Raw genomic sequence first — 22703 nt, 5'->3', positions numbered from 1 at the left:
CCTTGTCTTTTAAAATAGTCCTGGAAAATTCATGCCGCCAGTGATCTTCGACATTTCTTGCTGTGAAGTATCTTTAGCCATTTTAATGGCTTCATTGGTGGCCACAACAATCAAATCTTGAAGCATTTCCAAATCACTGGAACTCACAACATCAGGCTTTATCTGTATCGAGAGAAGCTTATTGTCTCCGTTGACCTTAACCAAAACAGCACCTCCACCTGCTCCCCCTTCAAATTCGCGAGTGGCCAATTCTTCTTGGAGCTTTTTCATGCGAGCCTGCATTTGATTGGCTTGTCTCATCATTTGTTGCAGCCCACCACCAAATCCTTTCATGTTGTCTCCTTAATACCCTTAATCTGAGATTTAAAAATCTTCTGGGTTGATTTTACAAATGGATGATTCTCGACCTGTTGTCGAGTTTGCAATACCTCATCTTGTTTCATTTTCTCTTCAAGTGCCCGAGGGGAGAGCTTATCCGGAGAATTTTGGGTGGAATTGGTCTCGATACTGAAGCCAGGCCCCCAAAAGGTCCCGATATAGTTCAGCAGTTTTTTCTGAAATTCCTTGTCCTCAACCTGTCCGGATAAAAATCTCATATTATCGGGAACGCCCAGGCGTATCACTTTTTTATCCACGCCCAAAAGGCAGGTATGCTCAAGTTTTGCTCCAAGCATCGGATTGATTCTCTTTACTTTGCTCAGTAAGTCGAGCCATCTGGTTTCTATACCAGAAGATTCATGATTCGCCACAAATACTGTGGGTTCCTTGAAAGACTCGGTGGGAGTCGAGGCGGGAGTCGAAGTGGGACGGGATTAATCAAAGAAACAGAGGTCACATTTGTTGCGTTTGACTCTCGTGTTGGAGTGACTTTTTCTACTGCTTTTAGGTCCGTTCCTCGAACCGCATTCTCGTTCAGAGAAAAAATATCGACTATACGCGGCGCCGAAGTCATTCTCAGGAGGAGCATTTCGAGAACAATTCGTGTGTCTTGAGCTCTCACTAAATCGTTGCCACCCTTTAATGCGATATCAAACAAAAGGTGAATGTCTTCTTCTGACAGATCTTCGGCGATGGTTCGTAAGTGCAAGATCTCTGAATCTGGGAGATCCACAATCCCAGTCAAACTTTCTTCACTTAATTTAATAAGCAAAAGATTGCGCAATTCTTCGAGTAGATCTTGAATGAAAATTTTGGGATCGTAACCTGCGGTAAAAATCTTCTCAATAACTTCAATGATCTTTTTTGCGTCTTGCCGAGTGAGGCCATCGATAGAATCCAATAATAAAGTGCGATCCGTGAGACCCAAGATTTCAGTGGTTTGCGCTTTCGTCACATGAGCACCACAAAACGTGATGACTTGGTCTAGCAAACTTTGACTGTCGCGCATGGAACCATCGCCTTGACGAGCAATCAACCAAAGGGCCTCTTCATCAGATTTGATCCCTTCCGCATGGCAGATCTCTGTGAGATGGGAGGCAATAGCTCGAACTGGAATTCTTCTAAAGTCAAAACGCTGACAACGGGATAAAATCGTATGGGGAATTTTGTGGGCCTCCGTTGTGGCAAGCACAAAAATGACATGGGAAGGCGGCTCTTCCAAAGTTTTCAGGAGAGCATTGAAGGCACTTGTCGAAAGCATGTGAACTTCATCAATAATATAGAGCTTGTATGTGCCCGAAGAGGGCATGTAGCCAATCGTTTCGCGCAGGTCGCGGATTGCATCGACTCCGTTATTGGATGCTCCATCAATTTCAATCACATCGATTGAGCGTCCAGCTGCCACGTCCTGACAGTCACGGCAACTATGACAGGGAACAAAGTTTACGGATTGGGCACACCTTAAGGACTTAGCCAATATTCGTGCAGAAGAAGTTTTGCCTGTACCACGAGGACCAGTGAACAATAGGGCATGGTGAAGACGGCCATTGCGAAGAGCGTTGAGCAGGGTCTGGCTAACGTGGGTTTGTCCCACGAGCTCGTCAAAAGTCTTTGGTCGCCATTTGCGCGCTATCACTTGATAGGACAAATTCACGCCTCCCAAAAAAAGTGGCCAGGCACCCCATATCACATAGAATCCTAGTTACCGTTGCTTCCTTCCGGACCTGGCGGGATTCACTAAGCTAGCTATTGTATGGGACCCGGCCATACGAAGCCTCATGCAAAACAAAAACGAGCGGCCACTCTAGCTGATGCCGCAGCCCTCTTCAACTCCCGCGACAGCAGAGAGACCATTTATTGCGTGCCGCACAAGAAATGGCCAAGGACGCCCGTTGGATTTGAGTTTCGCGTACAGCTGGCAATCATAATGGGACCTTCATCAAATCTTCATATTTTATACAAATAAGCTCGACTTATTATGCTTTATGTCATAAATACGTGGCCGAATGGTGACGACACCCATATTCCCGATTTTTGCCTTATTGTTTGGCATTCAAGCCTCTGCCTTGCCTGCTGAGACGGCCGCCCCCCAGCCGTCTGCCAGCAGCAGTCAAGTGTCCAATCCTGATCCTCTTTCTGAACCATCAAGGTCTGTCGGATCTGAGTGTATTGCTTTGTTAAGAATTCAGACTCGGGCCTACCTGCAAGATGTGATTGAAAAGAATCGCATCGAGGGACTCTCTGCAAGTGCGGCAACCTGGAGATCGGAGTTCCTCAGAAAGTTTCCGGAGTACTCGAACCTTCCTCAAGAAGAGCTCCTGAGAATATCTCATGAGGTACTGGCGTGGGGAGAAGCCTACATAGAAACCATTTCTTCAATTGGGGATTAAGTCTTGTTCAAGTCCATCGATGCTGGGGGCAAATCATTCTAAAAATTCGATTGCCAGCAGCGTTTGAGGGACTCGAGGGGGTCTTCAACGACAGACCTCTGACCATTGACTCTAAAACCAAAGCCATTGATGCCAACACCCTGAGGGCTAACAACTGGCCAAGCCTTCGTTAAGCAGGCTCCAATTGGGACAATTGTTATTTTTGCAGATTTGAATTTTTTGGGAAAGGTCAATTATTTTGAGAGGAGAACATCGCTGGCAGGCGAGTAACTCGTCGCCTTTGGAGAAGCTATGCGCGAAAATCTTCGCTTGGGCAAAGGAGGAGATCTCATGCTAAAAATAGGAGGCGATGAATTTGTATTCCTACTTCCCATTCGCGAGGGCTATCTGGATCAACCGACAAGTGTCCAAGCACTTTTGACAAGAATTGTTCAGTCTGTTCATCAAAGCGGAGAGGCGCAAGCAATATTCACTGAACAGCGACGTGCATTGGCAAGAGACTACCGCATGGTAAATAATGCGGAGAGCTTTTCAGATCTGACTAGCAGCTTTCTCAGAACCGCTTTCGGAGATGACTGGGACCGCTCAAGAGACTCCATGACCTTCAATCAATTTCAAGATATGTACTTAGAGTTACAGCTTAAGAAAATAATAAACCAATCTAACTATGCAGCTTCGGTTTCTGTAGGAGGCGCCATTGTTCTACCGGGAGCAGAGTACGGGGATGGACTCCTGCAAGCCAGATCTGATGCAAGAGCATTCAAGATTCTTTATAAAGAGCAATTGGGCTTCTCATGGAAGAACTCAAAAAATACGGCGTTTACTACAAGTAAACACAACATACTTTCAGGTCTGAGAACTCAGGCAAAGAAGGGGCAAAATAACAACGAAGAAAATCAGATAAAATTCCCATCTACTTTTAGCCCTAAAAACATAAAACCTAATCAGTAAAATAAGGAGTATAAATTAACATCTTCTTGCACCCAAAAATCCCCTGGGTGCAGGATGAACATCACAACGTCCAGACAATTTTTTCGAGGGCTTCAACCTCGTGAGCCCAATAATTGTAATCTCGAAACGATGGGAATAAACGCGGAAAGGAAGGGTCCTCCCACCTTTTTGCAATCCAGCCTGCATAGTGGATAATTCGTAATCCTCTCAACGCAGGTATTAGCTGCAGCTCTTCATAATTGAAATCTCTCAGTTCCTCATATCCTGATAAAAGGGCGTTCTCTTCTTCCTCGAAAGTCTCTAAATCTCCAGAAAACAGCATCCAAAAATCCTGTACGGCTGGTCCCCTGCAGAAATCATCAAAATCAAGTAGAAAAAATTCCTCCGGCTCATCTCGAACTTGGGTCAAAAGAAGATTTCCTCGATGGCAATCACCATGAATTCGAAATAGTTTTATTCCCTTCAATCCCTCGTCCAACCAATTGAGAATCTCGCTCGCGGATTTTTTGTATCGACTCCAAACTTCGGGCACAACCCAATCTTCCAAGAGCTCAAGAGCTGGCCAACCCATAGAATCTGAACCAAGCGAAGGACGGTGCCTCGCCTCGCTCAGCTGTCCGACATTGTGAATTCTTGCAAGTGTTCGACCAATTTTTTTAAAATCCTCAAATCTCAATTCCTGTGGGATTCTTCCAAGAGCTTTAGGAAAAAAGCTGACTAAAATCTCATCACATACCTGTATCGTTGAGCCATCCTCTAAACGAAAAGGGGCAATAACGGGAATACCAGATTCGCGAAGCTCCTGTAAAAATGTATGTTCTTCTTGAACCGTGGCAAAATCCCAGCGTCCCGGGCGATAGAATTTAGCGATCAATCGGTCATTCAATTCAGGAGCACAGGTTCCCTTTTCCAATCTGATATCAAAAACGCGATTTTCATAGGAATTCAGTTGAGTGTATTCTCCCGTTGGAGCAAACCCAGCCTTTTCGGCGGATTTCATGACCCGATCGGGAGTTAAATTATAAAATGAGTTCTTCATAATGAGGGCAAGCTAAGCATTTCTGAGAGTTGATGCAATGAAAATATGGAGAGCTGATTCAAGTAGACCAGAACTATTCTTATTTTGTAAAAAATGAACGCCCCAAAACTCCATTCTTTGACTTGCTACTGAAATGGGTTGAATTATAAAATGAAAGTGAAAATGAGAAAATTGTGACAGTTTGATCAAGAATATACTTTGAGCTAGAAGATCCTGAAAATGCAAATCTTAAATCTAAATGGCCGCCAAGTCTATTTGTCGAGAAAATCTCATCGGCGCACAATTCGGTTAAGCATCAGGCCAAATGGGCAAATTCACGTGACCACGGGAAAAATAACCTCGCAAAGTGAGATCAAAACTTTCTTAGCCGAACATTCAAATTGGCTTGAAAACTCATTGCTTGCTTTTCGAGCTTTGCGCCAAAAATATCCACCAAAAAGATTTGTTCAGGGAGAGGGGTTTCTTTACTTGGGAAAATATCGATTTTTGAATTTCTCCCCAAAGGAATCTGTCGAGAATCCGACCTTTAACGTCAACGAGCTTGAGCTTGAATGTTTTATCCCTCAGGCAGCGTGGAATTCGTCGTATCATATCGTTTCTCAGTACCAGATACGCTCCTACCTTTTAGATTTCTTTCAGTCTGAAGGCCGACGTATCATTGGCGAACGAGTCCGCTTTTATTCCGAAAGGATGAATCTCTGGCCCAGAGTCCTTTCTTTTCGTTCACAACGAACCCGCTGGGGGAGCTGTACGACGATGGGGAATATCAGTTTAAATTGGCGCCTGATAGGCGCACCCCTCGAGGTTCTTGACTACGTTGTTGTTCACGAATTAGCTCATTTACGATTCCCCAACCATTCTAGGTTCTTCTGGAGTTTGGTCGAAGAATGCTGCGACGAATATCGATATTGCAGAAAATGGTTGCGAAAAAATTTCTATGAATTTGACTTTTTGAGCGAGAAGTCGGAAATCCATCCTCATATGGTCGTCTGAGTTCTCTGATTGTTCAAAGTTTATACAGTCAGCGCCATGATGTGTCTCAAAGAGATTTTCAATTTCGACCTTTGAATTGGAAACGAGCTGAATGCTTACCGCTGGCATAAGTACTGCTTTGGATAGGACCAAGGAGAATTGATATATGATTAACTTTGCCCCCATTTTTCGTGCACTCGCAGTTCTTGCTCTGCTCGTTCCTGCGTTTTATGGACGCGCTGATTGGGGAGGTCTCAGTGTTTGGGATCAACTGCAGTTTGGCGGGAGTTCTCACGTGGGGTTTGTTCAGTCCATAGCAGTAAACGATTCCTCCAACGAGACGATCGTTCGCATTTCAACCCTGGAATCAAAATCTCTTATTTTTAAAGTATGTCCTGGTTCTTCTCAAATGAAAGACTCAGAGACATTGACCCGAGAGAAAATGGAACTCATTCGCCTAGCGATGAGCCAAGGAAAAAGGGTTCGCTTCTCTACAGGATCGGGATTTTCTGGTTGCCTGTCCCACGTTGAACTCCTTGATAAGCAGATCTAATTTTGGCCAATTTTCGTTACTCGCGCCGAAAATTGGCATGATTTTGTTATTATTTCATATCTGGACGTATTTGGGCGCAGTGATTGTGGCCTATTGATTGCTTTCTTCTTTCTTGACTGGATTTTTTTAGAATTGAATTGAGAGGGATCTAATAATGAACTTCACATTTATTTTCGCAACTCGAGCGCGGTATTTCTCTCGAATATTGGCCGTCATTTTTTTTGGATTGTTCTTTGGAGCTTGCTCTGGAAAGAAATCCAAGAATCCGCCGCCGGTCGCTGTGCCGCCGCCACCTCCTATTCAAGGCAACTATAATCAGCAGGGACGGAATGGGAACTTTGATTATTATGGCAACGGTCACGTGGGGTCTTATGACTCTGAACAGGAAAGAACTGAACGCCGTCGCAGATGGGGCTCAAATGAAGAGAGGCTTCAGCGGTACAGGCGTGGTGGACAAAATAGTGCAAGCGACTCAGACACTGTTGTGGACAATGACAATGATGGCGACCCAGGTCCACCGGAAGACTGGGATGGGGAGACGAGAAGCGATTCCATAGGCGAACGAGAGCGATATCGGGAAAGGTCAACAGGGGCTCCGGACGTAATCGGTCAAAACTCCCCCGCCGGAATGGATTCGTCAGGTTCAGGTCCATTGCAGGGCGGGACAACCTACAGCGCGCCTCCCTCTGTGACGGGAACAATTGATCCCGCGGGAAATTATTTTACTGACAGTCGAGTGGATATTCTACTGCCCATATTGAAGGCTGAAATTGACAAAATTCCGGAACCCCTCCGTCAAGAGAGTGAGACTTTTTCTCTTGCGATCAACTCTATGGGAGTTCAGGCAAACGTCAAAACGCGCAAGGTTCTAGTGGAATTTATTTTTGATGGTCCTACGGGACCCGTGAATGCAAAATTTGCTGGAGTTTTGGATCGAAATAATCGCTCTGTCATATATGAAACTCCTGCGACCGAAGGCGATGAATACCCATTTTCAGTCACCCTCGCTTGTGTCGATGGAGACATGACCACTTGTGAAAATACGATCGTCAGGATTGATCAGTTTACAAACAAGGGCGAAATATGCAAAACGGCCTTTGTCGTGCATCGCGTGGGCAATGCCCATGTCACATTTAATCTAAGCGATTATCATCGTTCTCTGGAATCTCTTAACCCCAATTTTACAGAGTTCATGCTTTATTTAAAAAATACCAGCGACGCAGTCAAAAAAGTACTTATATGTCTTCGCTCGGGACGAGGCAATTGCGCGACTCCCCCTATGAGAGCTCCCGGAGCCAACGATGTAGAATTTCGATCGTGGGCTGCTGCCTATGGTAGATCTTCCTTTGTGGTTTCCCTTTGGTCAGTGACAACAATCAATAACCCGATTCAGGACGCTTTGGTATTTTCAGGCCCTCTCCTTTTGGCAGATAGCTTGGGCCAGCAGTCCAACTTAGATATTCAAATTAACGGATACCAACGTAACTTAAATGCGGCGAATGTGAATACGGGAATTGTTGATCACGAAGGGAAATTTGCTAGATATCTATCACGCGCCCAACTTTTGAATAATGACGGAAATGGGAACATTCGAGCAAGGATTCACTTTAAGGGCGTGGCCGAGTCAGCCGAATTGGGATTTAAAAGCCAAGTGCTGCCTGGGCGCGATTTTCTTAAGTTGATAGAGAGCGGGCCACCGCCACCTACAAGGCCTTAGTTTTTATTCCTGCGGAGTGAAGCATTGAGCAAATATTGCTTTTTTCGAATACAATTTGCTTTATTTGCGTTTTCTGATTCACTGTGACGGTTAATTGGATTTAACTGTTGGGCGCATGGTGTCTTTGTCTTCTCTGCATGGAATTTCTTTTATAAAGGGGATCCATGTGGGATGATTCCCCACTCAGTGATAGGAACTATTGATATGGCAAGAACGGGTGGCAATCAAATCGTCGCGAGTGTTGACCGTAATTCTCGGGCGGCACCGCCAGCAGTGGCTCCCGCTTTGGGCCAGTATGCAGATTTTCGTCGATACTTGCGTGATTTCTACGAATTTAAGAAGCGAACTTTGAGCACCGCCGTCCGTTCCTATTCCTATGCTGCCTTCAGCGCGGCGGCTGACATAAAGTCACCCAACTATCTGAAACTCATTATTGAGGGACAACGAAATCTTTCAATGGACATGGTTAAGAGGTTTATTAAGGCCTTGGGCTTACAAGGAGACGAGGGCAAAGAATTTAAGGCCCTTGTTCTTTATGGTCAAGCCCGAGACCCTTTAGAGCGAAATCGTTATTTGAAGTCATTGTCTGAATTTAGAGCAAAACGCAAGATTCGGCTTGGAGAAATCAACTCTGAAATTTGGGGCAAAGTTCCCAACTGGGTATCTTGGGTTCTCTATACTCTTGTCGATCAAGAAGGCGTTGAATTTGATCCGATCCATTTGCGCCGCGTGATGCGTGATCGCGTTTCAATTGATGAAGTAAAGCGAGCTCTCAACCTACTCTTGAATTCAGGTGAACTACGGAAAAATCCTGACGGATCTATTCAAAAGGGACGAGAGCTAATAAATGGCTATGAAAATATCCCTGTCGCCATGGTTAGAAAAATTCAAGCAGAACTTATTTATCTCGGACTGGAATCTTTGTTTCAAGATGACCCGACGGAAAGAGAATTTGGAGCCCTGACTTTGGCTCTCACTGAGAAAGAATTTGAACAAATTAAGTTCGAGCTTCGTCAGTTCCGTAAGCGTGTCTACAAAGATATCAGTATACAGCGTGGCCAAAACAAGGGCCAAAGAGTCTACCAGCTCAACATCCAGCTTTTTCCGGTTTCAGATCGTGTTCCGTAGGGGCTTGTCAGAGGGGGGATGAAAGGGTCAACTTGGGGTCTCAGCGCCAAAAAGGGAAGGAACTTTTCAGTTCCAACAGTCATTCCATTCGAGGGGGGGGAGGGGAATGAAACGACCGCTAAGACCCAAGCATGACCGACAGCATACGTTCTACATCTGTTATCTTTAGCAAGGATCGAGCCAGACTGCGAACTTTCGCAGTTGCCAAAGGGCGGCCAATCAATCTTAAGAATCCTTTGTGCAAATCGACTTTCAACAACTTCTGAGACAGTCCTAACTTATTAAAATCACTGTCTTCTACTGTTCTGTCTGATACTTTTAACCTCAGCTGCGAAGCGCTAAAAAACCTGATGCGCCATATCCGGGAGAATCTTCTGTCTGGAAATGCTCATCTGTTCGGGTAAAAACTCGGCCAAGTGAGATAAAAATTTCATGTATTAGAAAGTGCTCCTTCGAAAAATATTCCTTTGATGAGGGCGCTCTCGAAGAGTTTAATGTCAAAAGACCACTGTGACGGCATGCTTAACCGGGGGAAGATATATGGCGGGAAAGAGAAAATATTTCTTCATTTGGAGTCTTTTTTGGCCTCTGTTTCTTTGGCTTTCGCAAGGCGAAACAAGAGCCACCGATTTACCTCTGAATTTCTCAGCCAAAATTGGTTCTGCCTCCCGCGCACGGGGAGAGGATTGGCGGAATGCTCGACAACGTCATTTTGCTTTATATCGCCTCGCTGTACCCCTTGATTGGAACAGAGATGCTGAGGAAGAGGCTGGTCCAATTGAAAAGCTTGATTTTCTTCGCGTTCAAGAGTGGCCTGATTTTGAGGAAATTTCACTTGCCTTTGGGTATGTGCGTGACGAGAAATTCCTGACGGATCCGACGCAGATTCCATTTTTTTCTCGCCGATCAACATGGCTCTATCCAGATGACGGCTGTTTTGCTCGGGCTGCTTTGATGAAAAATCTGATGAAAATAAAGGGCTATTCCCAACCCAATAGAGTCTTCATCTTTGGAAATTTATCAGTGAAATCTCCCAATAGTTTAACTGGAGAAGTCAGCTGGTGGTATCACACCGCTCCCGTGGCAAGAGTAAGAAATCAAGTTTATGTTTTTGATCCGAGCATCGATCCACAGCACCCAATTCTTCTCCAGGATTGGGCCAACCGCCAAACCGATGACTTGAATTCAATTAAAATGGCGTTCTGCGCCCCTGACACATATATGCCATTCTCTCCCTGTGAATATCCTCAAAATGGCGAGGATATCAGAGCGGAGGGCGATATCTCCTATTTTCTGGATCTCGAATGGAAGCGCCAGCTGGAGTTAGGACGAGATCCTGTAAAGATACTGGGAGACAATCCTCCCTGGTAAAGGAGGAAATTGAGGGTTAATTAGAAAGCTGTCAATTCTTTGATCAGTTAGGCTCCTTTAGGTCCCTTGCGGCCGGCACCATTTCTTGCAAACTAGCTTGTCAGAATCAAATTGGATATCTCCCGTTGACTGGATTCAGTTCTTTTTACCTATATTTTTTAAGGGGAATATTCATGAGCACTAAGCCCATTTGGCCAAAATTCATAAAAGGTAGCAACGGCGAGCGAACTAATAAATATAAGGGAGCCTCTCTGATAGTGAGTTCGATTGGAATATCGCTTTCTCTTCTTCTCACAATTGCGTATTCCAATTGCGGTAAAATGAAAACCCTTGATTTTAATTCTTTGAGCCAGAATGGTAATCTTGGTGCCGACCTATTTGGATCTCAAAACGGCAACGTGAATAAAGATCATATTGAAGGCAACATGAGCTTTGGAAAGGCCGAGATTCGCGAGGATGAATCCACAAATCTCTCGTGGTCCTTCAATTGGGGATCCTCAGGTAGCAGTGGAAGTAATTCTGGCTATCGCTTGCAGAGTTTCGGATGCAATCAAGAAGTCTTTGGTGGATATATTAAAAACATGCAGTCCTTTTTGAATGTGAGTGGAGGCTGTGATAACAGAACGGGAGCCTGTTCCTATCATGCAGATGGAGACAAGCCTGTTTCGGGCTTGCCACCAAGTGCGACCCCGTATTCCTGTGAGATCAAGTTCCAGTGGTTTGATGACGGATTAGATCAAGGCCAGGATCGGTCTTCCAATGACGTTAAAATTTCCGTAAGTATTAAAGTCAATCCAAAGCCTCAAGACCCCCCTCCTCCTCCATCTCTACCTCGTGAAAAATGTGAAGGGGCTGAACTACTTCAAGGTTTTTTTGAACGATGCAATGATACCGAATGTGTAGGATGGGCATTTGAATACGGACAAGTTGCAACAAATATTCAGATCAGGGCCATTCAAAGAGGGGAAAAGTCCCGAAACGTAACCATCATGACGACGACCACAGTCGCAAGATCAGATGTGAACTCTCACCTCGCGCAACAGGGTTGCCTCAACACAGGAAACTTGTTAAGTCAGTTTGCCGTTTCAAAAAGCACAATCGATGCAGCTTTGCGGGCCGCCACAGCGAGCGCGGGCTCGGGTTCGGGAAGCAACATTCAACTTGAAGCCGTTGTTGTGGGACTTACCGGTGGACGATCTATTGGATTTGTAGAGAACTATCAGCCCCTGTCGCCAATAGATCCAGGCGGTAACGGTGGCGGAACAAATAATCCTCCCGTTTCAAGCCTCTCGTTCGTCAGTGGGCCCTACAATGTCGGTATTTCTGGATCGGCGCAAAATTTTCCAAGTAACACCAATTGGTGTCTAACTCCTGGGACGAATTCATGCGACCCAGGTCTCCCTAACATGCGAGACTGGACATCAACCGGATCTGCGGGTTCCGGCCGATTCAATTGGAAATATGAAGTTCGCCCCTACCAAGTTGGATGGTGCCCGGGCACTTTTACTGCCACCATGCAGGCCCCTGGTGAAAGCCCCAAGACAGCGTCATTTACAATTGATTATCCGAACTTTTATGCAGGCACCGGTGGTTTGCAAGTTTACAATGTTCCACCTCCTTCAGTTGGCACCCTAAAAGGCTGTTTTGAATACAACCAGAATTACGGTCCTGCAAATCCACCTGGTTCATGCAGCGGCAAGGGACAGACAGCACTCATAAATAACGGATGGTCCTACAACGAAAGCACTCACTCAGCCTCCTTTGGTGGCGATTCCAGTGTCTTTGGAGGCCGTAATGGCACCATCTTTTTCACATTCGACTACAATTGCGGGCTCTCTCAAACGACAAGTCAGAGCTTTTAATACCAAGTTGCCAAATGGATAATCGCGTGAAACACTCATACTCAGTATGGGTGTTTCACTTTCTTTGTTTCTAATAGGAATTTTTTTCTTTTCTCCGGAAACACCTGCAATTACCTTGAGAGAGGCTTATGAATCAGCAAAGGGAAATACAGGCCTCCTGCGAAACCAAATATTAAATGAAGAAGGCAGTCGTGTTCGTCAACAGCTGGTCACTGGATCCATTCGACCAAAATTGTCATTGTTCACCTCTCAACTTTTGCGAGGTGGGGATGCAGGATCTTCTTCGTCTTCCTCCTCATCGTCAGGCTCTACCGAGAAGCACCAGCACAGTGTTTATTTGAATTTGACTCAACCATTGTTTCAAGGAGGAGGAGAATACCACTTGCTGGAGGCTGCAAAATTTTACCCAGAGGTTTCTAAATGGAGCAGAATCCAGACCGAAATTGATCTCTACACTGATTTAGCCAAGTCGATGTACGAGATATTGTCTCTGAACAAAGAAGATCAAACTCTCAAAGAACAAGAACGCATACTCGAACGACGAGTTTCCTATCTTCGTTCGCGAGTAAAAATTGGACGCTCAAGAAAATCCGAATTGTTTACTGCTGAAAGCCAGCTGGCCAATTTGTCAGCTGAAATTCAGTCCATTCAGGGAAAAATTCTTCTCGCTAAAGAAACCTTTGTCCGTCAAACCGGCCTTCGAGAATGGAGTCCGGTCGAAGATCCCTTGAGTGAGGATTGGTATAGCAAACTGGATTTATCAGGTCAGTCAGAAAAGTTGGAAGCAAGTCCACAGACCCAACTCATCGAAAGCTCTCTTGGACAGACGAGAGCTGAGGTCAATGCTGCAAAGGGTGATTACTGGCCTCAAATTGATTTGAGTGGAAACTACTATCTTGATCGGACTGGAACTCTGAAGGACTCCCAGTGGGATGTCAGCCTGATAGCCAAATGGGAATTGTATGGCGGTGGAACAACTCAAGCAGCGGTGCGTGAAAAAACTTTAGAGGCAGAAAAGTTGAATTATGAACTCGCCGATGCGAAGAGAAATCAGCTTTCTATCACTGAAAGATTACGAAACTCCTTAGTCGCAAAAATGGAAGAAATAAAAAAAATTGGTTTGGCTGTTGAGATGGCAGAAAGAAGTTATCAGGAAAACATCAATGAATCTCAATCTGGTCTTGTTTCAGATTTGGAAGTTCTCAGATCTCTCGATGACTATCTCAAGATCAAACGATCCTACGATCGTGTTCAGTTTGAGCCCAAAATGATTTATTTTGAATATCTTAGGTCCAAGGGTGTTCGGCCATGAGTTTATCAGAGATCTCAATTCGTCGACCTGTGCTGGCATGGGTTCTCATGTTCAGTTTGATTTTCTTTGGATTTTTGTCATTTCGCCAAATGGGTATCAATGAAAATCCAGATGTCGATTTTCCTACGGTCACAATTCGCTACATTTATGATGGAGCGACCCCTGAAGTCGTCGAAAAAGATGTGATCGATCCGGTAGAGGCTGTCCTTGTCTCGATGTCTGGGATCCGCCACATGGACTCGATTGCAGAAAGAAATGGGGGACGCATCAGTCTTGAATTTGAGTTGGACCGAAATATTGATTTCGCTTTGCAGGAGGTTCAAACTCTGCTAGCTCGAGCGCAAAGTCAATTGCCAGACTCAGTCGATAATCCCTCAGTTTCGAAGGCAAATGCAGATGATGAGCCAATCATTTATCTCTCTTTGGTCGCACCAAAATTATCACTTCGTGAGCTGAACATTCTCTTTCGAGACCAAATCGTTGATCAATTTGCCACGATTGATGGGGTCGCTGAGGTTCGAGGATATGGGTATCATGAGCCTCAGCTGCGAGTCGATCTTGACGCAAAAAAGCTCTCTCAGTTTCAGTTGACGTCTCAGGATATCGTGGAAAGTATCCGCCGCGAGCACAAGGAGTTACCCGCCGGAAAGTTGGAGTATAAGGACAACGAGGACGTCATCCGGGTTATGGGTGAAATCTCTGACGTGGATGATTTCAGAAACTTGATTATCAGTCGTCGCGGAGGAAGTCCCAGTTTTGTTCCCATAAGGCTGAAAGATGTCGCCAATGTCTACGAGGGTATTGAAAATACTCGTCGGATTTCTCGCATCAATGGCCGCCAGGCGATGAATATGGCGATTAGCAAACAGCGCGGGGTCAACGCGGTGGCGACTTCTGACCGGGTCAAGGAGAAAATTTCTGTCATTCAGAAAAATTTGCCTGATGGAATCAAATTGGAAGTTATGTTTGATCGAACTCAGTTCATTCGAGAGAGCGTAAGTGAATTGATTTTCACTCTTCTTCTTTCCGCCTTCCTCACTTCGCTCGTTTGTTGGATCTTTCTAGGATCTTGGTCAGCAACGGCAAATATTTTACTGGCCATACCGACCTCTATTGTTGGGACCTTTATTGTCATAAATCAGCTGGGATTTACTCTGAATACTTTTTCGTTGCTTGGACTTGCACTGGCTATCGGCGTCGTCGTGGATGATGCGATCATTGTATTGGAAAATATTGTGAGATACGCCCGAATGGGTTTTGACAGAGTCAATGCCGCCTACAAGGGCAGCCGTGAGATCACTTTTGCTGTCGTAGCCACAAGCTTGGCAATCATTGCTATTTTTACTCCTATCGCTTTCATGAAGGGCATTGAAGGTCGATTCTTTTTTGAATTTGCGGTCACAATTTCAGTTGCGATTGCTCTTTCTAGTCTTGAATCATTAACTCTGGCGCCGATGCGATGTTCACAAATGCTGAACATCGGTGAGCGAACAACGAGGTTTGGAAAGAAATTTGAGCAGATCATGCTTTCCTTGCAAAATTTCTATGCGGCCACTTTGGACAAGGTCCTCGATCACCCATGGAAGGTTTCTCTTGGGTCGATTTTCCTCGTAATTGGATCTTTAGGACTCTTTCGCTTTTTGGATATGGAGTTTGTGCCAGCGCAAGACAGAGGCGTTATCTCAATTTCCTTTCAAGCTCCAAACGGAAAATCAATGAGTTACACGGATGAGCGGGTGCGCCAGTTTGAGGACCTTGCTCTCAATCACCCTTCTATCGACCGAGTCTTTGTGAGCGTGGGTGGCTTTGGCCAGGGCGGGCAAGGAAACAAAGGCAACGCAATGGTGGTATTAAAAGAGCGAGGAGCTCGAAAGCAATCCCAGGCGGAGGTCATTGAGGAATTGCGGACCAAATCCAAGTCCATCAGTGGGATCAGATTCTTTTTTCGAGACCGGTTTGGTTCAAATTTGGGAGGACGAAGGGGTAACGGCGTTGAGTTTTCGATCAGCGGACCAGATCCAAGTCAGCAGATTCAGTTGTATGAGACACTGAAGGCCGAATTCGAGCGGTTGGGATTTCTTCAAGATATTCGTTCTGATGATGCATCTGGTATTTCTGAAATCCAAGTCATACCTAATCGCGCGAAAGCGACTCGCTCCGGGGTTGAAATTGCGGAGGTTGCCGGTGTTATTAACTCAACTTTTGGTGGCATAGCCCCTGCCAGCTACACGAAAGGTTCCCAAAGATTTCAGATTTTTGTGCAGCTTCAACAGAAGGATCGCCAGCAGATTGAGCAAATTCAAAACCTGTCCGTTCGAAACAACAGAGGAGAGATAATTCCTTTGGAACAAGTTGTAGATTTAAAGCCCTCTATGTCTCCCCAATTTGTTTATCGCGAGAATCGAATCCGCGGAGTTCGCGTAGACTCGTCCTTACCCCAGGGCGTGAAAGAAGGAACAGCTGTTAATCAAATCAAGGAGGTTGCCCAGAAAATTCTTCCTGAGGGGTATTCCGTGAGATTTTCTGAAACTCCTCAGAAAAAACTCTGGGATACTATTTTTATCATGGTCTTGGGCTTGGTCGTTGCCTATATGGTCCTTGCGAGTCAATTTAATTCTTTTACTGATCCGTGGATCGTATTCTTGGCCATTCCCTTTGGTCTCATTGGTTCTTTGATTGCGTTGGTCTTGGGGGGCCAAAGCTTAAACGTATACAGTCTTATTGGCATTTTGCTGACGATGGGTATTGTTAAGAAAAATTCAATTTTGCTCGTCGAATTTACCAATCATCAAAGGGATCAGGGTCTCGATTTGAAAAAAGCCTTAATTGAGGCTTGCCCCGTCCGATTGCGGCCCATTCTGATGACATCTATCGCTACTGTGGCGGCCGCTGTTCCGGCAGCGCTGGCTCTTGGGCCTGGCGCCGAGACGAGGATTCCCATGGCTCTTACCGTGATAGGTGGAGTTCTGTTCTCCACCTTTTGCACTCTTCTTGTTGTTCCCTGTGTTTATCTTCTCTTTGCCCCAAAACGTCGGAAAGTGTTACTTGAGAGTTAGTCCTATCCTGATATGGTTTCGACAAGAAAGATTTCAGAATCGCTCAGTTCAAATTCGCTGCAGCTCAGATCCTGCCGCATATGCTTTTCATTTGAAGTCCCAGTAAGAGGAATCATTCCCATTTGTTGAGAAGCACGAAAAATGATTTGTTGAGGGGTCACTTCATAACGATCTGCAAGCATTTGGATTCGTGCATCTTCAAGAACCTGCTGATTTGCTGTCAGGAGAGAAAATCCCTGATACAAAATATCATTCTCTCTGCAGATAGATCTCACTTCGTGATCCCAGCCTTGGACTGCAAAACAGCGATTTTGTACGTAACTGGGCTTCACTTTTCCTAAATCGATCACCTGCCGTAGATGCGTCCCACTCACATTACTGAGTCCAATTGCTAGGGTCTTTTCGTCATCGTAAAGAGCTTCCATTGCTTGCCAAACCTCCCAATCGCCATCGGTCATGCCATTCCTTGAAAGAGGCCCGTGGAGCAAATAGGAATCCAGGTAATCGGCATGCAAATTTGATAGAGTACTTTGAAAAGAATCTTTTACTTGTTCCGCAAATGAAGCATCAGGATCATAAGGAATTCGATGATCCTGACCTTGCACAAAAGTAAATTTACTCTGTAAAAACAGACTGGAGCGCTCCAAACCTTGATCAAATAGATCCTTAAGGGCCAATCCAACATAGTCCTCACGATAGTGTTTTTTTTGATTGGCCGTGTCGATCGCTGAAAACCCAGCAGATAGAGCCAATTTAACCAAGTCTGCCGTGGCTTCACCCTTCCAGGCAGTGCCATAAATAAAGCTAGGTCGCGAAGAAGATTGGATGTAATTCAACGTAACACCTTCCTTTTCTGGAAACTCATTCATTCCCTTACCTACATTTAGGAAAATAGGTTTGTCGACAATTAATGGAATGTATGATAATTTTCACCATCTCTCTTGAGGACACTCTCTAAGAAAGTTGACGCTAAACTCCAAATTGGGGGCGACATGGCTTCGACGTGGGTAGTGAAGCTTAAGGAGCATGCCGGGGCGCTCGTGGACCTCGTAAAAACGAGCACTTTTTAGTTGCTAACGACAACTATGCACTTGCAGCCTAATTAAGCTGCAACGTCGACCAGTTAGTTGGTAACACTAGCTGCGAGATGTCACTGTAGTTACCTCGGTTAAGGGCTGTTTTCTCCAGGGCCTTTAATCTAAATTTTCTGGGGGAGGGGCCGAAGTAATTTTGTCGGTAGAAGTACTTTGGTTCCACTAAAAATATCGACTAAGCATGTAGCGCCTTACAGTGGAGCACTTACGGACGGGGGTTCAATTCCCCCCGCCTCCACCAATTAAAAAATCATAAATGATTTCAATAACTTACAATAAGTAGGGATTGTTTTTTACGCCTCAACTGACTGCGTGGTGAACTTTTATTTATTCAAATATTTTTGTAGTAAAATCATTTGATGTGCCCAGCCTCCATCGTTGGCTTTGATCGCGTCTGCACGACGAGAAAGTGGCAGATTTTCAAAACCTTCTTCGGTAATTGTCAGTTGAGTTTGGTTCGCTGATTTTTCTTCAAGAAGAAAAGTGATCAACGTCATGGGTTCATTTGAATAATCAACATTCGGATCCATTGCAAACGGATGCCATTTTAAACATAATTTTGTCTCTGGTTCAATTTGATCGACAAACAGTTCTACTTTTTTTCCTCGGTGAGGCTCTTGCAGTTTAGCGACTTCTGGATCGACAGTTGTCGGAACGATTTGGCCGAAAATAGTTTGGCCCGCTTTGAAGGGTCCATTCAGCTCCATCCCAAACCATGAACCAAACTCCTTTGAATTAGAGATTGCTTTCCAGACGCGAGAGCGCGGCACATTGTACAAAATTTTCTTTTCAATTCGTTCCTGTGACTCGTGCATATGAAGAGTGCGATCAATATTTTTTAAAAGACCAGGCCATCCACGTCCCATGCCTTCAAGGGCCTGTCGAGAGGCTGGATTATCGAGATTGAATCCTTCTTGAGTAAATTTAAGTTTTGTCCCGTTGATATCAGGAGAAAGTTCGAAAGATATTGTTGTATCAAGAACACCAGCTGCAAAAATGTATTTGAGAAGCTTTTCTTTTTCCACCACGAGAATTTCGCACTTTTGTTTTCCCCATGCGCCCATTTCAAGTTCAAACTTATGACCGACCTCGGCCCGAATATCGCCAGCGGCCCACCATTTAGCGTGTAGTTCAGGTACTGTTAGGCATTTCCAGACGGCGCTGGGCGGATGATTATAGAATTGCTCAATTGTCATTTTATTTTCAGTCGTGGTCATTTTTACTCCTTATACAGTAATTCATTTAAAGTGGTTAAGTGGGTATTTCAATAACGTTCAAAAACATTCATCCAATCCTGAACTTCTTTAAGAGGCCTTGGATCAATATGATAAAAGCGCTCTCTACCTCGAATTTCTTCTTTGACAAGGAGCGCGCGCCTCAACACTTGTAAATGCTCAGATACAGCGGGTCGGCCCACCTCGAAACATTCCGAGATCTTCGTTACGTTTTGCGGACCTTTCTTTAGTTGAATAAGAATTTCCCGACGGATTGGATTTGCGAGGGCTGAAAATACATCTACTTGCTGCATAAAAAGATAATATGTCGGAAATTTCCGATATGTCAACCTTTTCCGACATGATATCTTTTTGGAGCTGACTAACGGACACGCTGAAAATGCTAATTAAAAAACATCTCCTGTTGCCCAAGTGATGCCCAGACGTTATAAGTTATTGAATATAGGGGGTTTACATCACCTCCACCACCTTCAGAGTTTGAGAACCCGGGTCGTCCCCCGGAGTTCTCGCAACTCGATTTTGGGAATTTGATACGGATTTTAGTAAGTTGATTCTGGCCGCCTCTCTATTGCGGCAAATTCAGAAATGAAGAATGGGGACGAAAACGTTGAACCCGAAGGCTTGGCCGCCGGTCACTTTCGGGCTTTTTTATGGGGTGGGGACGATGGACACTTTTGAAGCCAAAAACATCAGTATTTCAATTTCTCGGCCATTCAATGACGTGTACGAGTTCATTTCAAATCCTATGAATCTGCCCAAATGGGCTACTGGGTTGAGCGGTTCCATCAAAATTGTAAATGGGGAATGGATTGCTGATTCTCCAATGGGCAAGGTGAAAATAAAGTTTGCCGAGTCAAATAAGTTTGGTGTGGCTGATCACGATGTGACTTTGGAGTCTGGAATTACTTTTCACAATCCAATGCGGGTGTTGCCAAATAAAAATGGCAGCGAGGTTGTTTTTACCCTCTTCCGGCAGGCCGATATGACAGAAGAGAAGTTCACAACAATGCTGATTGGATAAAGAAGGATCTCGAGAAGTTGAAAGCAGTCCTTGAGCTTTGATTGGGTGTTTGAACCCGAAGGCTTGGCCGCCGGTCACTTTCGGGCTTTTTTATGTGGTGGGGACGATGGTTAAAAATTGGAAGTTAAAAGGGGCTTTTTGATGGCTAAATTAAGCTACGTTACAATCATGTCGCTGGATGGATACATTGGAGACGGACACTATGATTGGGGAGGGCCAATGGAGGGCTCAATGACGCTTATCACGAATGTTATGCGGCCTTTCGGAACCTACCTTTACGGACGGAAGAACTACGAGACAATGTCGTTCTGGGAAAATCCGCCGAATATAGAAAAAATGGGATCGGACGATCAAGAATTCGGGCGCGTATGGCAAGCAGCTGAAAAAATTGTTTATTCTAAGACACTGAAGGTTGTGACCTCAAAAAAAGCTCGCATTGAAAGTAATTTTGAAGCGCAGAAGATCCGTGAAATGAAAACTAATTTGGCTAACGACATTTGTATTGGAGGCCCAACCCTTGCGGGACAAGCTATTCACGCAGGACTGGTTGATGAAGTCCAACTTTTAATTGTACCAGTAACGATTGGGAACAGCTTACCAACTATCCCAGTGCTACCTAAAGACATTACTCTTAAATTGGATTTGCTGGAGTATCAAACTTTCGGCAAAGGCTGGCTCTATCTTCGCTATCGAATCCAAAACTAAAAGAGATTTTAAGTATGTAGTCACCTATTAAGGTGGGGGACGATTCGCATGATAGGCCCAACAGAATTTGGAACATATTGGTCTTCAGCCTGCTGCGCCCCTTTTTAATTATAAAATTAGCGCTTGTATCCTTATGGCACGACCATCTGCTCTCTATTGAACAACAACACAAAGGACCTCGAATCTATAGCAATTTCTCGACAAGCTTTCCACCAGCAAACTTAGCTCGATATTCCTCATTTCCAGCTTTGTCATATCGGACGAACACTCCATGCCCAGATCTTTATCAAGTCGATTCGGGTTTCGAAACGTCGTTCGACCCGGGCGCATTGAGCGCAATTATCTAAGTCATCAATCTTTTTTCATCAAAGCAAGAATCTTCCTAGTTGTATTCTGATTCCTTACTGTCATTCGTTGGTACTCAGGCTTGCTTGAAAGCTTGAGCATATTTGACTTGGTAATGTTCTTCATCTGTGCAGACCAATAAATGACACCTTTTTTATAGGTTATAGTTTCTATATCATCTTTTAATGAGAGAGATTTTAAAATCGATTTGCTATCAATATCTTTTCCAAGAAAAATGACATTGTGTTTCCATGTGATATTTTTAAAAATTTTAGGAAATCCATCAACAGTTGCCTCTATCTCAGCTTGGGTTCTCAATACAATAATAGCTTTGTACCCAAATGTTTTTCGAAGAGCCTCTTCAATAGTTTTGATAAGAACATCGTTCTTAATTTTGTTTGCCGAAAAAATCACATTCCCACTAGCAATATATGTTTTAACATTTGAAAAATTCAATGCTTCAAAACATTTTTTCAGGTCATTCATTTTAATGATATTATTACCACCAACATTAATTCCCCTGAGTAATGCGACATATGTTACCAATTTAGACATAGGTAAATGGTATTTTGATTGAAATTATCAATCAATTCATTTAACTAAATTCAGTTTAACTCCGGCCCTTATTAAAAAAGGGGGTTTATGTTTTCTGATTAACTATTCGAGATTGACCCAAAATATCGTTTCATCGAACCGTATGAGGCTTGGTGGAACCAAACAATCAAGAAAGTAACTTATTTGACTGGTCGCAAGGGCTTCAAAATCGCCATAGGATCAATCTGGTTGACCTTATTGAGCATCTCAATTGTGCAATCAATATTAATTGGTTCTACCATACGAAAGCGTTTATCGTCGATATTCATTGGGTTGATGGCCGAAAAAGCCTGCGCTTACGATTCAGTGTTTGAAATCAAACTCGAGTAAAGCGTCGCCGACAACCAGTCTTTATACTTTTCGCTGCTCCATTTCTGTTCGATGACCAACATTCTGAAGATTTCCCTGCTTGTGTACATCCACATGAGCTGTCTAGCTTCATAAACTTTCATTCCAGTTTGCAAAGCCTTCATCTTTCCTAATTTCTCACATCGGGATTTTTGCATTTTGAATCGAATATCCTCAAAATCCTTTTCTGCTTGCTTTAATTCCGGTGAAAAAGTTGAAGATCCGCGGACTATTCCCAAAACATGGTTCTCATTCTCGTAGATGGTACGCGCAATTTCGGCAGTCATTTCAATTATTTCAATTGCTGACGCAAGTTCATCGACCCGTGAAGAGAGGTTCATCGACTTCGCATCGAACAACACATTTTCCATCAATGAAATAAGCAATCCCGTCTTAGATTTAAAATTTTGATAAACGGTCGGTGTCGAGACGTTGGCCTCGCTGGCTACCATATCGACTGATACTCGATCAATACCATGTTTCGAAAATAGCTGAGTTGCAGATTTCAAAATGTTAGCGCGTGTAAGCTGCGCTTTTTCTATTCTTTTTGACGAGTTGTATCTTCTGGCACCTGTTGACATATTGAATATAGTTTACTATATTCAATACTAATTGTCATCAAATAAAAGGAG

Annotated in this window: 20 protein-coding genes, 2 other RNA genes and 2 pseudogenes; 13 read left to right on the top strand and 11 right to left on the bottom strand. The window is 44.3% G+C overall.

All coding sequences use genetic code 11. The features are described from left to right. Positions 1-9: 9 nt before the first annotated feature. The 4 genes from IPL83_17940 to ffs all read right to left on the bottom strand — a co-directional run bounded on the left by IPL83_17940 (position 10) and on the right by ffs (position 2144). Positions 10-333 (bottom strand): YbaB/EbfC family nucleoid-associated protein, encoded by a 324-nt coding sequence (locus IPL83_17940; GenBank protein ID MBK9041001.1) that lies wholly within the window; start codon positions 331-333, stop codon positions 10-12. Beyond that, positions 330-674 carry a hypothetical protein gene (locus IPL83_17935; protein ID MBK9041000.1) on the bottom strand — a complete coding sequence of 115 codons (345 nt, stop codon included), beginning with the start codon at positions 672-674 and terminating at the stop codon, positions 330-332. Before IPL83_17935 ends, IPL83_17940 begins: the two co-directional genes overlap by 4 nt. Before the next feature lie 47 nt (positions 675-721). Beyond that, complete coding sequence (gene dnaX, locus IPL83_17930) at positions 722-2026, bottom strand: DNA polymerase III subunit gamma/tau (GenBank protein MBK9040999.1); 1305 nt, start codon at positions 2024-2026, stop codon at positions 722-724. A 19-nt stretch (positions 2027-2045) separates the two neighbouring features. After that, an RNA gene (ffs, locus tag IPL83_17925) (signal recognition particle sRNA small type) lies at positions 2046-2144 on the bottom strand. A 240-nt stretch (positions 2145-2384) separates the two neighbouring features. On the opposite strand from ffs, the gene IPL83_17920 reads away from it, so the two are divergent. Beyond that, the gene (locus tag IPL83_17920) at positions 2385-2768 is read left to right on the top strand and encodes a hypothetical protein (protein MBK9040998.1); all 384 of its coding nucleotides are present in this window, start codon (positions 2385-2387) and stop codon (positions 2766-2768) included. A gap of 291 nt (positions 2769-3059) precedes the next feature. Further along, positions 3060-3719, top strand: coding sequence for a hypothetical protein (locus tag IPL83_17915; protein MBK9040997.1), 660 nt, complete (start codon positions 3060-3062; stop codon positions 3717-3719). Positions 3720-3780: 61 nt separating this feature from the next. On the opposite strand, the gene IPL83_17910 is transcribed toward IPL83_17915, so the two are convergent. After that, on the bottom strand, positions 3781-4758 hold the full coding sequence (locus tag IPL83_17910; GenBank protein MBK9040996.1) for a serine/threonine protein kinase: 978 nt from the start codon (positions 4756-4758) through the stop codon (positions 3781-3783). A gap of 219 nt (positions 4759-4977) precedes the next feature. On the opposite strand from IPL83_17910, the gene IPL83_17905 reads away from it, so the two are divergent. From IPL83_17905 to IPL83_17870, 8 genes are all read left to right on the top strand, one after another. Beyond that, positions 4978-5751, top strand: a complete 774-nt coding sequence (locus IPL83_17905; protein ID MBK9040995.1) for a M48 family metallopeptidase — start codon at positions 4978-4980, stop codon at positions 5749-5751. 145 nt (positions 5752-5896) lie between these two features. After that, positions 5897-6283: a hypothetical protein gene (locus tag IPL83_17900; GenBank protein ID MBK9040994.1), complete on the top strand. Its 387-nt coding sequence runs from the start codon at positions 5897-5899 to the stop codon at positions 6281-6283. A 154-nt stretch (positions 6284-6437) separates the two neighbouring features. Continuing rightward, complete coding sequence (locus IPL83_17895; protein MBK9040993.1) at positions 6438-8000, top strand: hypothetical protein; 1563 nt, start codon at positions 6438-6440, stop codon at positions 7998-8000. Between the two features lie 171 nt (positions 8001-8171). Then, positions 8172-9128: a TIGR02147 family protein gene (locus IPL83_17890; protein ID MBK9040992.1), complete on the top strand. Its 957-nt coding sequence runs from the start codon at positions 8172-8174 to the stop codon at positions 9126-9128. A 540-nt stretch (positions 9129-9668) separates the two neighbouring features. Continuing rightward, entirely contained in the window at positions 9669-10499 is an 831-nt protein-coding gene (locus IPL83_17885) for a hypothetical protein (GenBank protein MBK9040991.1), read from the top strand. Positions 10500-10672: 173 nt separating this feature from the next. Continuing rightward, on the top strand, positions 10673-12361 hold the full coding sequence (locus tag IPL83_17880; GenBank protein ID MBK9040990.1) for a hypothetical protein: 1689 nt from the start codon (positions 10673-10675) through the stop codon (positions 12359-12361). Positions 12362-12407: 46 nt separating this feature from the next. Continuing rightward, positions 12408-13673 (top strand): TolC family protein, encoded by a 1266-nt coding sequence (locus tag IPL83_17875; protein MBK9040989.1) that lies wholly within the window; start codon positions 12408-12410, stop codon positions 13671-13673. Then, complete coding sequence (locus tag IPL83_17870) at positions 13670-16729, top strand: efflux RND transporter permease subunit (protein ID MBK9040988.1); 3060 nt, start codon at positions 13670-13672, stop codon at positions 16727-16729. Before IPL83_17875 ends, IPL83_17870 begins: the two co-directional genes overlap by 4 nt. Positions 16730-16731: 2 nt before the next feature. Here the strand turns inward: IPL83_17870 and IPL83_17865 are convergent, their stop codons facing one another. After that, positions 16732-17598 carry an aldo/keto reductase gene (locus IPL83_17865; protein MBK9040987.1) on the bottom strand — a complete coding sequence of 289 codons (867 nt, stop codon included), beginning with the start codon at positions 17596-17598 and terminating at the stop codon, positions 16732-16734. 114 nt (positions 17599-17712) lie between these two features. Here IPL83_17865 and ssrA point away from each other — a divergent pair. Beyond that, positions 17713-18064: a transfer-messenger RNA gene (gene ssrA / locus IPL83_17860) on the top strand. An 82-nt stretch (positions 18065-18146) separates the two neighbouring features. Here the strand turns inward: ssrA and IPL83_17855 are convergent. The 3 genes and pseudogenes from IPL83_17855 to IPL83_17845 form a co-directional block, all read right to left on the bottom strand. After that, positions 18147-18638: an SRPBCC family protein gene (locus IPL83_17855; GenBank protein MBK9040986.1), complete on the bottom strand. Its 492-nt coding sequence runs from the start codon at positions 18636-18638 to the stop codon at positions 18147-18149. A 3-nt stretch (positions 18639-18641) separates the two neighbouring features. Next, a pseudogene (locus IPL83_17850) lies at positions 18642-19040 on the bottom strand (SRPBCC domain-containing protein). A 47-nt stretch (positions 19041-19087) separates the two neighbouring features. Further along, positions 19088-19351, bottom strand: coding sequence for a winged helix-turn-helix transcriptional regulator (locus IPL83_17845; GenBank protein MBK9040985.1), 264 nt, complete (start codon positions 19349-19351; stop codon positions 19088-19090). A 371-nt stretch (positions 19352-19722) separates the two neighbouring features. On the opposite strand from IPL83_17845, the pseudogene IPL83_17840 reads away from it, so the two are divergent. Beyond that, a pseudogene (locus IPL83_17840) lies at positions 19723-20120 on the top strand (SRPBCC family protein). A 100-nt stretch (positions 20121-20220) separates the two neighbouring features. After that, positions 20221-20784 carry a dihydrofolate reductase family protein gene (locus tag IPL83_17835; protein MBK9040984.1) on the top strand — a complete coding sequence of 188 codons (564 nt, stop codon included), beginning with the start codon at positions 20221-20223 and terminating at the stop codon, positions 20782-20784. 351 nt (positions 20785-21135) lie between these two features. On the opposite strand, the gene IPL83_17830 is transcribed toward IPL83_17835, so the two are convergent. After that, complete coding sequence (locus IPL83_17830; protein MBK9040983.1) at positions 21136-21684, bottom strand: DUF1697 domain-containing protein; 549 nt, start codon at positions 21682-21684, stop codon at positions 21136-21138. A gap of 335 nt (positions 21685-22019) precedes the next feature. Next, entirely contained in the window at positions 22020-22580 is a 561-nt protein-coding gene (locus IPL83_17825) for a helix-turn-helix transcriptional regulator (GenBank protein MBK9040982.1), read from the bottom strand. Between the last annotated feature and the right edge of the window lie 123 nt (positions 22581-22703).

Source organism: Bdellovibrionales bacterium (assembly GCA_016716765.1).
Lineage (GTDB): Bacteria > Bdellovibrionota > Bdellovibrionia > Bdellovibrionales > UBA1609 > JADJVA01.
Note: the sequence above shows the minus strand (reverse complement) of the source record. Positions and strands in the feature narration are given on the sequence as shown.

Coding starts and splice junctions, on each gene's coding strand:
- IPL83_17940 (MBK9041001.1), bottom strand. CDS start 333: ATGAAAGGATTTGGTGGTGGGCTGCAACAAATGATGAGACAAGCCAAT.
- IPL83_17935 (MBK9041000.1), bottom strand. CDS start 674: ATGCTTGGAGCAAAACTTGAGCATACCTGCCTTTTGGGCGTGGATAAA.
- IPL83_17920 (MBK9040998.1), top strand. CDS start 2,385: ATGGTGACGACACCCATATTCCCGATTTTTGCCTTATTGTTTGGCATT.
- IPL83_17915 (MBK9040997.1), top strand. CDS start 3,060: ATGCGCGAAAATCTTCGCTTGGGCAAAGGAGGAGATCTCATGCTAAAA.
- IPL83_17910 (MBK9040996.1), bottom strand. CDS start 4,758: ATGAAGAACTCATTTTATAATTTAACTCCCGATCGGGTCATGAAATCC.
- IPL83_17905 (MBK9040995.1), top strand. CDS start 4,978: ATGCAAATCTTAAATCTAAATGGCCGCCAAGTCTATTTGTCGAGAAAA.
- IPL83_17900 (MBK9040994.1), top strand. CDS start 5,897: ATGATTAACTTTGCCCCCATTTTTCGTGCACTCGCAGTTCTTGCTCTG.
- IPL83_17895 (MBK9040993.1), top strand. CDS start 6,438: ATGAACTTCACATTTATTTTCGCAACTCGAGCGCGGTATTTCTCTCGA.
- IPL83_17890 (MBK9040992.1), top strand. CDS start 8,172: ATGATTCCCCACTCAGTGATAGGAACTATTGATATGGCAAGAACGGGT.
- IPL83_17885 (MBK9040991.1), top strand. CDS start 9,669: ATGGCGGGAAAGAGAAAATATTTCTTCATTTGGAGTCTTTTTTGGCCT.
- IPL83_17880 (MBK9040990.1), top strand. CDS start 10,673: ATGAGCACTAAGCCCATTTGGCCAAAATTCATAAAAGGTAGCAACGGC.
- IPL83_17875 (MBK9040989.1), top strand. CDS start 12,408: ATGGGTGTTTCACTTTCTTTGTTTCTAATAGGAATTTTTTTCTTTTCT.
- IPL83_17870 (MBK9040988.1), top strand. CDS start 13,670: ATGAGTTTATCAGAGATCTCAATTCGTCGACCTGTGCTGGCATGGGTT.
- IPL83_17865 (MBK9040987.1), bottom strand. CDS start 17,598: ATGAATGAGTTTCCAGAAAAGGAAGGTGTTACGTTGAATTACATCCAA.
- IPL83_17855 (MBK9040986.1), bottom strand. CDS start 18,638: ATGCACGAGTCACAGGAACGAATTGAAAAGAAAATTTTGTACAATGTG.
- IPL83_17845 (MBK9040985.1), bottom strand. CDS start 19,351: ATGCAGCAAGTAGATGTATTTTCAGCCCTCGCAAATCCAATCCGTCGG.
- IPL83_17835 (MBK9040984.1), top strand. CDS start 20,221: ATGGCTAAATTAAGCTACGTTACAATCATGTCGCTGGATGGATACATT.
- IPL83_17830 (MBK9040983.1), bottom strand. CDS start 21,684: ATGTCTAAATTGGTAACATATGTCGCATTACTCAGGGGAATTAATGTT.